The organism is Citricoccus sp. NPDC055426 (assembly GCF_040677445.1).
In the GTDB taxonomy this organism is placed as follows: Bacteria; Actinomycetota; Actinomycetes; order Actinomycetales; family Micrococcaceae; genus Citricoccus.
The window spans coordinates 596,829-609,655 of sequence record NZ_JBFARZ010000001.1; the positions used below are offsets into that span (position 1 = coordinate 596,829).

Consider the following 12,827-nt stretch of genomic DNA (forward strand, 5'->3'; position numbering starts at 1 on the left):
CGCGGACTCAGGGGATCCGGGGCGTGAGCCGCACCGATTCCCCGGTCACGGCCAGGTCCGCCTCCAGGGTGAAGGGGTCGCGGTGCACCACCGGCCGTTGCTCGCCGGAGACGAGGTCGATCTCCTGCAGCGACAACTCGGCCTCCGCCTGGAGCGGGGCCATCACGGTGGGGTCCTCGCCCTCCGCCGGCAGGGGGACCACGGTGGCCCGGGGATCGCCGGAGACGGACCACGCGATCGAGGCCGGGGGGATCCGGTTCACGGTGTCGTACCCCATGGGGCAGCCCGAGGGGTGGAGGACCTTCTGCTCGGTGCAGCCGGCCAGGTAGGCGTCCAGCTGGCGGTTGACCTCCTCGGACACGGCATCCGTGTACTGCAGCGCCAGCTCCAGCAGGAGCGGCTCGCCCGGGCCGGCCGGATCCGCGGGGGTGGCCGGATCCGCGGGGGTGGCCTGATCCACCACCAGTCGGGCCGGCTCGGCCGCCAGATACGTGCTCTCGAACTCCGCATCCACCACGAGCGGAGGCAGCGCTGCGAAGGCCTGCCCCGGGGTTCCGCTGCCCTCGCGATGCCCACTGTCCTCGCGATGCCCACTGTCCTCGTCGCCCTCGGGCACGAGGGACGCCTGCACACCGTTGACCACCGCGGTGACCGGGCCGGAGGCGGCCTCCGGCGGCAGGTTCACCGGAGCCACCCGCACGGTCTGGACGGGCACCGGGGCCATCCGCCACCGGTCGAAGAACAGCCAGTCCCGGCCCGTGTGCTCCACCGTGAAGGTGGTGCTGCGGTCCTCGCCGTCCACCGTGTAGCCGACCTCCACCTCGGTGGAGCCGCCGTCCGGTGCGTCCGCTCCCCGGTTCACCGTCAGCTCCCCGAGGGCGGCCATGCCCGCCTGCAGCGGTTCGCCGTGCATCAGGCTGGTGGCGGTTCCCGGGGCCAGGCCCGCGGCGCCCGGGCGCTCGCCGTCCTCGTCACCGGCACCGGCGGCGAGGGCCAGGGCGGTCCCACCGTCGCCCGCGGCGAGGGCGTCCAGATAGTCCTGCACCTGGGCCTCGGGGGAGTAGACGGTGGCGTTCGCGGTCCCGATGGCGATCCCGCCGACCACGAGCGCCAGCACGGCACCACCGCCCCACAGCCAGGGGGCCCTGTTGCGCCGCGGAGCCCGCCCGTGAGGTGCGGTCTCGGCCGGGGACGCGGCGGGCGCGTCGTCATTCCTCACCTCGGGCATGGGCACCATCCTAAGACGGGAGGGACACCCGGCCATGATCCGTGCCCTCAGGCGAAGAGCAGGGCCACCGCGATCATGGCCGGGATGGCCACGACGGTGGTGATGAGGATGGTGTCCTTCGCCGCGACCATGCCCGTCTCGTAGCGGGACGCGGACACGAAGACGTTCTGGGCCGTGGGCAGGGAGCCCAGGATGACCGCGATCAACAGGTCGTCGCCGGTCATCCCCAGGAGCGGGCCGGCGATCACCCAGGCCAGAGCCGGGTGGACCACGAGCTTCAGGACGGAGGCCAGGGCCACGTCCCCCCGCCGACCCGCCGCCTTGTCCAGCGGCCTGGAGCCGACGAGCGACATGCCGAAGGCCAGCAGCATGGCCGGGATGGAGGCCCCGGCGATCAGGCTGATGGATTCGGCGACGGGACCCGGCACGGTCCAGCCCGTCGCCGAGAACACCAGGCCCAGGACCGAGCCGATGATCATCGGGTTCAACGCGATGCTGCCGACCTGCCGCCAGAAGGCCGACCACCGGCTGGGCGAGCGTTTCGGACCGGGCGACCGGCCGGCGTCGTGCCCTGCGGTGTGGTCCGTCCCGGCACCGTCCTCCCGACGGCGGCGGGCTTCAGCCATGGTGGTGGAGTCCAGGGCCGCCACGAAGATGGGGGTGTAGACCGCGAGTTGGAAGATCAGGATCGGGGCGGCCAGGGCGGCGTCCCCGAGGACATAGGCCGCGATCGGGATGCCGAGGTTCGCGGAGTTGACCAGCGAGGCGTTGAGGGCGCCGATGACGCTCTCCGAGCCGGTGCGCCGCGGCAGCAGGAACCGCGCCAGCAGCAGGTAGAGCCCGCCCACGGCGAAGGCCGAGAGCCCGGCGACCAGCAGCTGCGGACCCAGCACGGCCTCGACGTCCGCGACCGAGAGCGTGTCGAAGAGCAGGGCGGGGCTCGCGACGAAGAACGCGAGGCGGGACAGGACCGGCTGGCCGTGCACCCCCAGGACGCCAGACCTTCCGGTGGCATATCCGACGAGGATGATGACCCAGACCACCGTGAATCCGGAGATGACCTCGAGCAACGGCGGCCCCCTCCCTGGCACGGCTGGCTCGGAAGCTGCGGCCGGCAGGGTCCGGGCAAGAAGAGAGCGGGCGACGGGAATCGAACCCGCGTATCTTGCTTGGGAAGCAAGCGCTCTACCATTGAGCTACGCCCGCAGGACACGAGCCTCTCGGCCGGTCACGCGCCATTCAGCTTACACGGAATCGCGAGTGGGTCGTTGCAGGACTGTGGGCTGCGCTACTTTGGGTAGGTGCTTCTCTCAGATCGTGACATCAGGGCCGAACTCGACTCCGGTCGCATCCAGCTGGATCCCCTCCTGCGGGAGATGGTGCAACCCTCCAGCGTTGACGTGCGTCTGGACCGCTACTTCCGGCTGTTCGACAACCACAAGTACGCGCACATCGACCCGGCCGAGCCCCAGGAGGACCTGACCCGCCTGGTGGAGGTGGACCCCGAGGAGCCCTTCATCCTGCATCCGGGCGAGTTCGTGCTGGGCGCCACCTACGAGCAGGTCACGCTGCCCGAGGACATCGCCGCGCGGCTGGAGGGCAAGAGCTCGCTGGGGCGGCTGGGGCTGCTGACCCACTCGACCGCCGGATTCATCGACCCCGGCTTCTCCGGGCACGTGACGCTGGAGCTGTCCAACATGGCCACCCTGCCGATCAAGCTGTGGCCGGGCTCCAAGATCGGCCAGCTGTGCTTCTTCCGGCTGACCTCGCCCGCCGAGCACTCCTACGGCTCCGGGCCGTACCTCAACCGCTACCAGGGCCAGCGCGGCCCCACGGCCTCCAAGTCCCACCTGAACTTCCACCGGACGATCATCGGGCGGTAGGCGGGCGGCATAACGCTGACATCAGTTGCTGGATCCGGTAGGGGTGTTCTGGTCAACACCCCTACGAGATTCATCAACTGATGGTCGACGACGTGGCGGCGAGCCGGCGCTGCACGATGCCGATCAATCGGGTGAACCCGTTGTGGAGGTCGTCAGAGGTCAGCCGGACGACCAACCAGCCCCGCTCCTGGAACCAGGCGTCCCGGCGGGCATCGGAGGTCTGCTGCCTCGTGGTGCGGTGGTGCTTGCCGTCGTACTGGATGGCGATCTTCAACTGCCGGTAGCCCAGGTCCGCCGCCGGGGAGTAGCGGTCTGTGGGATCACCCTTGAGCTGGACCACGGGCTCCGGCAGCCCGGCGTCCACCAGGGCCAGCCGGGTCAGCGTCTCCGGTGGCGAGTCCGCGCCGACCCGGCACCTGGCCAGGGCGAGTCGGGCGATGCGGACCCCCTTGACCGATCCGGCCCGCTCCAGGGTGGCGGACAGTCCAGCCAGCGTGTCCCATCCGTCCAGGCGCTGCCCTCCCCGATAGGGCCGGTTGACGATGGCATCGCCGAGGACCACGAGTTCCTTCTCGGTGAGGACGGGCGCGAGGTCCAACCACGTCCGAGCGGGTGTGGCCAGGGCGAGTTGCAGATAACCCATCCGGTCCTGGGCCGCCAGCGGGGAGCGGTGGGCCGTGATGCGCTTCCTCTGGACGGCGCGGGTCGCGGTGAACCAGGTCAGATGGACGGTCTCGTCCGCAGCAACGTTGTCCGGGACGGGGAGCTTGAACACGTGGGCGGCCGTGGCGTGGGACAGGACGGTTCCCGGGAACCGCTTCACCAGGGCGGCCAGGGCCAGCCGCCCGAGGCCATGGGACGGTGGCTCATGGGCGGACGGCCACCCCAGGTCGGTCCCCTCCGCCGCATACAGCCCCCAGCCCAGGCGCACGATGTCCGCGGCCAGGAACCGGTCCCGGCTGACGCCCAGGCCTCTCGCCTCGGCGAGCGTGAAGGGCAGGCGGAGCAGCGGCTCGGGTAGGGGCTTGCGGTGGGACACGGTTCCATGCTGGCTCGTCCCCCCGGCCCGTGGGGTCACTGACGGACCAACTGTGGATAACGTGCGTGGCTCTGCTCCCTCAGTTGCTGGATCTTGTGGGGGTGTCTGCGCGAACACCCCCACAAGATCCAGCAACTGATGCTCACGGATCGTGCGTTCACCGTCCCGCCTCGGGCGACGAGTACCATGCCCGCATGAGCACCCCTCCGGTTGCGGCGCCCGACGCCGGCCCTATCGACCGCCCGCTGAACCGCAAGCACGTCACGGCGTGGGCCCTGTGGGACTGGGGCTCGGCCTCCTTCAACGCGGTCATGGTGACGTTCGTCTTCGGCACCTACCTGGCCTCGGATGCCTTCGGGCCGGATGACCGGGGCACTCAGTGGCTGACCGCCGCCAACGCCATCGGCGGCCTGGTCATCGCCCTGACGGCGCCGATCATCGGACAGCGGGCGGATGCCGGCGGGCGGCGCAAGCTGTGGCTGGGGCTGAACACCGGGATGGTCATCGTGCTGACGGCACTGTGCTTCCTCGTGACCCCGGAGGAGTCCAGCCTGCTGCTGGGCGTCATGCTCATCGCCGCCGGCAACGTGGCCTTCGAGTTCGCCGAGGTCAACTACAACGCCATGCTGCTGCAGGTGGCCACCCCCAAGACCATCGGCAAGGTCTCCGGCCTGGGCTGGGGCGCCGGGTACACCGGCGGGATCTTCCTGCTGCTGCTGCTCTACGTCGGCTTCATCTCCGGGGACACCCACTGGCTCGGCATCCCGAACGACGATGCCCTCAACATCCGCGTGGTGGCCCTCTTCGCGGCCGCCTGGTTCCTGGTCTTCGCCCTGCCCGTGCTGTTCTCCGTCCCGGAGCACCGGGCCTCCGCGCCGGCCGAGGCGCGCAAGAGCATCCTCGCCTCCTACCGCCAGCTGTTCCGGACCATCGGCGGGCTGTGGCGGGACGAGCGGAACACCTTCTGGTTCCTGGTGTCCTCGGCGGTCTTCCGGGACGGGGTGGGGGCCATCTTCACCTACGGCGCCATCCTGGGCACCACCGTCTACGGGGTCGCCGCCGCGGACGTCCTGATCTTCGGCATCGCCGCCAACGTGGTGGCCGCGGCCGGCTCCGTCCTCGGCGGCTGGGTGGACGACAGGATCGGCCCCAAGCGCGTCATCATGGGCTCCCTGATCGGCCTCATCATCACGGCGGCCGTCATCTTCTTCATGGACGGCACCACCGCCTTCTGGGTCTTCGGCCTGACCCTCTGCTTCTTCGTGGGCCCGGTGCAGTCGGCCTCCCGGTCCTTCCTGGGTCGGTTGACCACCACGGATCGGGCGGGGGAGATCTACGGCCTCTACGCCACCACCGGCCGGGCGGTGTCCTTCCTGGCGCCGGCGCTGATCTCGGTGGCCGTCGCCGTCACGGGGGATTCGCGCTACATGGTCCCGGCGATCCTGCTGGTCCTGATCGCCGGCATGGTCCTGTTGCTCCGGGTGCGGGACCCGAAGGTGGACAGCGATTCCTGACCCAAGGACAACCCGGTGGATCGGGCCCGTATTCCCCGTTGTCGAGAATGTCACGCAGAGCACATTCGGTCAGGTGCGTCACGCTCCGGAAGGTAGGATGTAGAAGACCCCCCACCCTGAAGCTGGAGGCCGCCACGTGCTGACCGTGCTCATTGCGCTCTTTGCAGTGGCACTCGTGGCCCCCTTGATCTTCCGGTTCCTGGACCGCAACGCCTTCTACGTCCTGGCTGCCGTTCCGGCGGCCGGATTCTTCTGGCTCCTGGCCCAATTGCCCGCCGTCCTCGAGGCGCAGCAGGTCGTCAACACGGGGGCCTCGCCACCCGGCGCCGAACCGGCCGGGATCGTGCAGACTTATCCGTGGATCCCGGATCTGGGCATCGACCTCGCCTTCCGGATGGACGCCCTCGCCACGTTCATGGGGCTGATCGTCCTGGGCGTCGGTGCCCTCGTGCTCGCGTACTGCGCCCGGTACTTCCAGAACAACGAGCCTCGCAACGCGGCCTTCGGCGCACAGCTGCTCGCCTTCGCCGGTGCCATGTTCGGCCTCGTCACCACGGACGACCTGCTGGTGCTGTACACCTTCTGGGAACTGACCTCGGTACTGTCCTTCCTGCTCATCGGCTACTCGGCCCACCGCATCTTCGCGCGCCGCTCCGCGATCCAGGCCCTGATCGTGACCACGTTCGGCGGCCTGGCGATGCTGGTGGGCCTCGTCATGCTGGGCCAGGCCGCCGGGACGTACCGGCTCTCCGAGATCGTCGCCCAGGGCCCCGAGCTGATGGCCGGGCCGTTCGGCGGAGCCTTCATGGAGTGGGCGATCGTGCTCGTGCTGGTCGGAGCCCTGTCCAAATCCGCCCAGGTCCCGTTCCACTTCTGGCTCCCGGCCGCGATGGCCGCGCCGACCCCGGTCTCGGCCTACCTGCACGCGGCCGCCATGGTCAAGGCCGGCGTCTACCTGGTGGCCCGCCTCGCCCCGGCCTTCGCCGAGTCCGGCTGGTGGCAGGCCCTCGTCCTCGGGGTCGGCCTGTGGACCATGCTCGTGGGCGGCTGGCGGGCCCTGCGCCAGACGGACATCAAGCTGATCCTGGCCTACGGCACGGTCTCCCAGCTGGGCTTCCTGATGGTCGCCAACGGCCTGGGCAACCAGGACGCCGCCATGGCCGGGCTGGCCATGCTCGCGGCCCACGCACTGTTCAAGGCCCCGCTGTTCATGGTCGTCGGCATCATCGACCACGAGGCCGGCACCCGTGACCTCGCCAAGCTCTCCCGGATCGGGCGCAACCACCCCTGGCTCGCGGCCACCGCCGTGCTCAGCGCCGCCTCCATGGCCGGCATCCCGCCGCTCTTCGGCTTCGTGGCCAAGGAGTCCGTCCTGGAGTCGATGCTGCAGTGGGCCGAGCACGGCGCCGGCGCCGGACTGTGGTCCACCGTGTGGGCCTGGGCCCCGCTCGTGGGCGTGACCATCGGATCCATCCTGACCGTGGCCTACACCGCCCGCTTCGTCTGGGGCGCCTTCGCCACGAAGAAGGTCCGCACGGACGGCGAACTGAAGCCGGTGGCGGACACCCGCTTCCACGGCCCGGTCACGGTCGGCGCCCTGGGCCCCTCGGCCCTGCTCGCGGCGGCCGGCCTGGCGTTCGCCCTCGCACCGGGGGCCATCGACGCCCTGCCCATGGTCTTCGGGGCCTCCATGGACGCCCTGGAACCCGGTGCCGAGGCCGCCTACCTGGCGCTGTGGCACGGGTTCACGCCGGTGCTCGGGATCTCCGTGGCGATCGTGGTCCTCGGCATCCTGCTCTACCTCACCCGGGACCCGGTGGCGAGGTTCCAGGAGGCCGTGCCGTCCTGGGTGGATGCCCAGCGCCTCTACCGCAACACCCTGAGACTCCTGGACGACGTGGCCGTATGGGTCACCGGCCGCACCCAGCGCGGCTCGCTGAGCTTCTACCTGTTCATCATCCTCGCGGTCGCCTTCCTCGCCCCCCTGCTGGCCCTGGTCTTCCCCCAGGAGGACGACGGCGGCGCGGGGCTGGCCTCCACGATCCTGGGCACCGCGAACTGGACGTGGGCCGATTCCGTGGCCCAGGTCCTCATCGGCGCCGCCATGGTGACGGGCACGATCGCCGCGATCCGGGCCCGCAAGCGCTTCATGGCCGTGCTGCTCGTCTCGATCACGGGCTACGGGCTGGCCGCCGTCTTCGCCCTCCAGGGCGCCCCGGACCTGGCCCTGACACAGCTGCTCGTGGAGTCCATCGTCCTGGTGGCGATGGTGCTCGGGCTGCGCGTGCTGCCGGCCGGCTGGTACACCCGGGACCGCACCAACATCCGCTGGGCCCACGCGGTGCTCGGCATCCTCTTCGGACTGGTCATGATCGCCGTGGCCGTCACCGCCATGGCCTCCCGGGTGGCGGACCCCATTTCGTGGGAGATGCCGCGCCTGGCGTACGAGGAGGGCGGCGGATCCAACATCGTCAACGTGCTGTTGGTGGACATCCGCGCCTGGGACACCTTCGGCGAGATCACCGTGCTGGCCGCCGCGGCCACCGGCGTGGCCTCGCTGATCTTCATCCAGCACCGGGACCGGCGCACGGGCGACCTGGACGCGGTGGTCTCCGGGTCCGTGGGCCGGTACAACCCGAGGGGACCGCTGGAGACCCGCGAGCTGGCGGCCGTGCGCAAGTTCGCGATCGTGGACGAGGACCAGTGGCTCGTGGCGGGGCGCACCGTGGCCCCCGAGCGCCGCTCCATCATCTTCGAGGTGGTCACCCGCCTGGTCTTCCACGTGATCATCCTGCTGTCCATCTACCTGCTGCTGGCCGGGCACAACACCCCCGGCGGCGGCTTCGCCGGCGGGCTGATCGCCGGCTTGGCCCTGACCATCCGCTACCTGGCCGGCGGACGCTATGAGCTCGAGCAGGCGATGCCGATCCCCGCCGGCGTGCTGTTGGGCTCCGGCCTCGCGGTGGCCTCCCTCACCGGGATGGCCCCCCTGTTCTTCGGCGGGCAGGTGTTCCAGTCCGCCATCATCGAGTTCTCGCTGCCGGTGTTCGGTGACATCAAGTTCGTCTCCTCCACCATCTTCGACATCGGCGTCTACCTCGTGGTGGTGGGCCTGGTCATCGACGTCCTGCGCTCCCTCGGCTCCGAGGTGGACCGCCGCTCCGAGGCCGAGGCGACGGCCCAGGGCGAGGCCGAGCGCCGGCGTCGTGAAGCCCGCGCAGCGGCCCAGGGCCCTGCCGCCGAGACCGGGACGGTGAGCTCATGAGCGTGAACCTGCTGCTGCTGGTGGTCATGGGCGTGATGTATGCCGGGGGGATCTACCTGCTGCTGGAACGGACCCTGACCCGGGTGCTGTTCGGCGTGATGCTGATGACCAACGCCACGAACCTGCTGATCATCACGGTGGCCGGTGCCCCGGGGCAGGCGCCGCTGGTCGAGGACGGCCTGGACCCGGACGCGTACACGGACCCCCTCCCGCAGGCTTTGACGCTGACCTCGATCGTCATCTCCTTCGCCATCACGGCCTTCATGCTGGGCATGATCTACCGGTCCTGGAAACTCGGGCGCCGGGACGAGGTCCTGGTGGACACCGAGGACGTCAAGGTCGCCGAGCAGCCCTCCTTCGACGCGGAGGAGGATGCCGAGCTGTTCGAGGAGCCCTCGGAGTTCCTGGACGAGGACGAGGACCCGAACGCGGACTACGAGCACGCCACCGCCATCAACCCCTCCACGGGGCCCCTGGCAGTGCGGCGCCGCACGGACGGCACGGTCAAGGTCAAGAAGGACTCCAGTCGGCAACAGCCCGGCGGCCGGCAACGGCACCGGAACGAACCGGAGGAGGGCGAACACCCGGTGGGTTCGCAAGGTCATGACGACCACCTGCCGGATGAGGACGAACGCGCCGGCAGCCCCCGATCGCGGCCCCAGGGCGGCAAACCGGGCCGGCCGGGCGGGCCGGACAGACCACGCAGGACCGGCAGACCCGGCAGGCCAGGCAACCGGAAGGACGGTGAGTGATGGACTTCGAGATCGTCTCGCTCGCGCCGCTCGCGGTCCTGCTGCCGATCCTCGGCTCCGCCCTCGCCTTCGTGCTGGTCCGCCGTCCGAAGGCGCAGATCGCCGCGACGGTCACCACCATCACGCTGACGCTCACCCTGGAATGCCTGCTGCTGGCCACCACGTGGGACACGGGGGCGGTGGCCGTGTTCATCGGCGGCTGGGAGGCCCCCTGGGGCATCACCCTGGTGGTGGATCGCTTCTCCGCCCTGATGCTGGTGATCTCCTCGGCCATCGTGCTGGCCGTGCTGATCTACGCCTCCGCCCAGGGCATCACGGACCAGGACCAGGGCGGCCCCGTCTCGATCTTCCACCCCACGTTCCTCATCCTGGTGGCGGGCGTCTCCAACGCCTTCCTGGCCGGGGACCTGTTCAACCTGTACGTGGGCTTCGAGATCCTGCTGACGGCATCCTATGTCCTGTTGACCCTGGGAGGGACCGGGCCCCGGGTGCGGGCCGGGGTCACCTATGTGGTGGTCTCGGTGATCTCCTCCGTGATCTTCCTGATCGCCATCGCCATGATCTACGGGGCCACCGGCACCGTGAACATGGCCGACCTGGCCGTGAAGCTCGGCCAACTGGACCCGGACGTCCAGATGGTGCTGCACGTGATGCTGCTCGTGGGCTTCGGCATCAAGGCCGCCGTCTTCCCCCTGTCCTTCTGGCTGCCTGACTCCTACCCCACCGCCCCCGCGCCGGTGACCGCCGTGTTCGCCGGCCTGCTCACCAAGGTCGGCGTCTACGCGATCATCCGCACCGAGACACTGCTGTTCCCGGGAGACCGGGTGAACACGGTCCTACTCTGGGTGGCGCTGCTGACGATGATCGTCGGCATCCTCGGGGCACTGGCGCAGAACGACATCAAGCGCGTGCTGTCCTTCACGCTCGTCTCCCACATCGGCTACATGATCTTCGGCGTCGGGATGTCCAGCATCCTGGGGCTGGGGGCCACGGTGTTCTACGTGGTCCACCACATCACCGTGCAGACCGGACTGTTCCTCGTGACGGGGCTGATCGAGCAACGGGCCGGGTCCGCCAACATCGACCGGCTGGGCGGGCTCGCGCGCATCTCGCCGGTGATCGCCATCCTGTTCTTCATCCCCGCCATGAACCTCGGCGGCATCCCGCCGTTCTCCGGGTTCCTGGCCAAGATCGGCCTCCTGCAGGCCGGCGTCGCCATGGGCGAACCCCTGGCCTGGGCGCTGGTGGCCGGATCCGTGGTGACGTCCCTGCTGACCCTGCTCGTCATGGTCCGGGTGTGGACGCGGTCCTTCTGGCGCCGCGTGGAGGACGTGGAGCATCCGCCCGCCAAGCTGGTGCTGGCCCTCGAGGACGCCGAGGCCCGCCGGAAGGGCCATCCGAACCCGTCCGCCTTCCCCAAGGGCCCGGCCCGGGGCATGGTGTATCCGACCGTCGGGCTGGTGGCCCTGGGACTGGCGTTCACCGTGTTCGCCGGACCGCTGTACGCCTTCTCGGACCGGGCGGCCACGGACATGCTGACCCGCACCCCGTACATCGAGGCCGTGCTCGGCACGGAGGCGGCCGAGCAGGCCGAACAGGACGTGGGCGGTCTCGAGGAGCGGGGCATCATCTCCCCGGGGCAGGAGAACTCCGGCCCGGGCGAGCTGGACTCCATCCGCGGGGACTCCGAGGGGCACAACACCGGATCGAGGCCCCGTGAGGGGGCCGTGGCCCCGGGGGCCGCGTCCACGGGAGGGGGACAGTCATGAGCACGGAACCGACCGGCCAGGCCGTCCGGGACAGCTCGGACAGCCCGCGCTCCTTCTGGAGCCAATGGCCCATCCTGATCGGGCTGAGCCTCACCTGGGGCGCCCTGTGGCAGGACTTCTCGCCCGGTGTGCTGCTGGCCGGCGCCCTGTTCTCCACGGCGATCCTGTGGTTCTACCGCCTGCCGCGGGTGAACTTCGCAGACCGCTTCAACCCCTGGTACGCCCTCGTGTTCACGGGCCGGTTCCTGTGGCATGTGGTGACCGCCTCGGTCTCCGTGGCCCGGGACGCGATCGTGAAGGGCCCCCGGATCGTGAACTCCGTGGTGGCCGTGCCGCTGCGCAGCCATGACGACCTGGTCGTCACCCTGACGGGCCACGCGCTCGCGCTGGTGCCCGGCTCCCTCGTGATCGACGTGGACCGGCCCAGCTCCACCCTGTTCCTGCACTGCCTCAACGTGAAGGACGCCGAGGCGGTGGAGGCCTTCCGCGACGAGGCCCTGCGGACCGAGGCCGCCATCGTCCGGGCCATCGGCACCAAGGCGGACCTGGAGCTGGTCCGCCAGGACGAGACGACCCGGTCGCGCGGCGGGAGGGGGCGCTCATGAGCCTGTTGGAAGGGGCGGGAATCGTCTGCATCGTCCTGCTGGGGGTGGGGGCGCTGGCCGCGATCTACCGGATCGTGAGGGGGCCCTCGATCCTGGACCGGGCCATCGCCACGGACGTGCTGCTGATCGTCATCTCCTCCGCACTGTGCGTGGACATGGCCGTGCACCACCACACGGACAACATCGTGTTCGTGGTGGTGGCCTCCGTGATCGGCTTCGTGGGCTCAGTGACGCTGTCCCGGTTCGTGGCCGAGTCGAAGAAGGAGCCGAGCGAACATGCTTGAGACCGGTACATCCCCGGAGTCGATCCTGGACGGAGTCGCCGCCGTGCTGCTGGTGCTCGGCGCCCTGATGTCCACCGTGGCCGGGATCGGCCTGCTCCGCTTCCCGGACCAGCTCTCCCGGATGCACGCGGGCACGAAGCCGCAGGTGCTGGGACTGCTGCTGCTGCTGATGGCGATGGCGTTCGCCGGGCGGGCCTGGGTCTGGGTCCCGGTGCTGCTGCTGGCCTGGGTGATGCAGATGCTCACGGCTCCGGTCTCGGCGCACCTGGTGGGCCGGGCCGGCTACCGCACCAAGCACCTCAAGGCCGAATACCTCTATGTGGACGAGCTGGCCCACGTGGTCGCCAGCCATGACGACGCCGGCCGGCCGGCCGCCTCGGTGCCGGACCAGCGGACCGTGCCGCAGGAGGACCCGAGCGACGACCACGGGCGGGACTGATGCCCGCCGGGTGAGGTACCGGCCGGCGTCGGGCCCCTCCCCGGCCTCG

At 70.2% G+C, this 12,827-nt stretch carries 10 protein-coding genes, 1 tRNA gene and 1 pseudogene; 8 read left to right on the forward strand and 4 right to left on the reverse strand.

From position 1 onward, the window contains the following. Positions 1-7 precede the first annotated feature (7 nt). The 3 genes from AB0K08_RS02725 to AB0K08_RS02735 form a co-directional block, all read right to left on the reverse strand. On the reverse strand, positions 8-1,228 hold the full coding sequence (locus tag AB0K08_RS02725; RefSeq protein ID WP_363351399.1) for a hypothetical protein: 1,221 nt from the start codon (positions 1,226-1,228) through the stop codon (positions 8-10). A gap of 47 nt (positions 1,229-1,275) precedes the next feature. Beyond that, positions 1,276-2,298, reverse strand: coding sequence for an AEC family transporter (locus AB0K08_RS02730; RefSeq protein ID WP_363351401.1), 1,023 nt, complete (start codon positions 2,296-2,298; stop codon positions 1,276-1,278). A gap of 65 nt (positions 2,299-2,363) precedes the next feature. Then, a tRNA-Gly gene (locus tag AB0K08_RS02735) sits at positions 2,364-2,434 on the reverse strand. 95 nt (positions 2,435-2,529) lie between these two features. Here AB0K08_RS02735 and dcd point away from each other — a divergent pair. Beyond that, positions 2,530-3,111 carry a dCTP deaminase gene (dcd, locus tag AB0K08_RS02740; protein WP_363351403.1) on the forward strand — a complete coding sequence of 194 codons (582 nt, stop codon included), beginning with the start codon at positions 2,530-2,532 and terminating at the stop codon, positions 3,109-3,111. 73 nt (positions 3,112-3,184) lie between these two features. Here dcd and AB0K08_RS02745 read toward each other — a convergent pair whose 3' ends face one another. Beyond that, positions 3,185-4,150, reverse strand: a complete 966-nt coding sequence (locus tag AB0K08_RS02745) for a DUF559 domain-containing protein (RefSeq protein WP_363351405.1) — start codon at positions 4,148-4,150, stop codon at positions 3,185-3,187. 194 nt (positions 4,151-4,344) lie between these two features. Here AB0K08_RS02745 and AB0K08_RS02750 point away from each other — a divergent pair, with 194 nt between their 5' ends. The 7 genes and pseudogenes from AB0K08_RS02750 (at position 4,345) to mnhG (ending at position 12,778) form a co-directional block, all read left to right on the forward strand. Next, positions 4,345-5,664, forward strand: a complete 1,320-nt coding sequence (locus tag AB0K08_RS02750; protein ID WP_363351407.1) for an MFS transporter — start codon at positions 4,345-4,347, stop codon at positions 5,662-5,664. A gap of 136 nt (positions 5,665-5,800) precedes the next feature. Continuing rightward, a complete protein-coding gene (locus AB0K08_RS02755; protein ID WP_363351408.1) occupies positions 5,801-8,929 on the forward strand; it encodes a Na+/H+ antiporter subunit A in 3,129 nt (1,042 codons plus the stop codon). Beyond that, positions 8,926-9,333, forward strand: a pseudogene (locus AB0K08_RS02760) (Na(+)/H(+) antiporter subunit C); the annotation flags it as partial. The gene AB0K08_RS02755 and the pseudogene AB0K08_RS02760, both read left to right, overlap by 4 nt. Before the next feature lie 347 nt (positions 9,334-9,680). Beyond that, a complete protein-coding gene (locus AB0K08_RS02765) occupies positions 9,681-11,450 on the forward strand; it encodes a Na+/H+ antiporter subunit D (RefSeq protein ID WP_363351409.1) in 1,770 nt (589 codons plus the stop codon). Continuing rightward, complete coding sequence (locus tag AB0K08_RS02770; RefSeq protein WP_363351410.1) at positions 11,447-12,055, forward strand: Na+/H+ antiporter subunit E; 609 nt, start codon at positions 11,447-11,449, stop codon at positions 12,053-12,055. The genes AB0K08_RS02765 and AB0K08_RS02770 overlap by 4 nt, the downstream gene beginning before the upstream one ends. Beyond that, positions 12,052-12,339: a monovalent cation/H+ antiporter complex subunit F gene (locus AB0K08_RS02775; protein ID WP_363351411.1), complete on the forward strand. Its 288-nt coding sequence runs from the start codon at positions 12,052-12,054 to the stop codon at positions 12,337-12,339. Before AB0K08_RS02770 ends, AB0K08_RS02775 begins: the two co-directional genes overlap by 4 nt. Then, complete coding sequence (gene mnhG / locus AB0K08_RS02780; RefSeq protein WP_363351412.1) at positions 12,332-12,778, forward strand: monovalent cation/H(+) antiporter subunit G; 447 nt, start codon at positions 12,332-12,334, stop codon at positions 12,776-12,778. Before AB0K08_RS02775 ends, mnhG begins: the two co-directional genes overlap by 8 nt. The last annotated feature ends 49 nt before the right edge of the window (positions 12,779-12,827 follow it).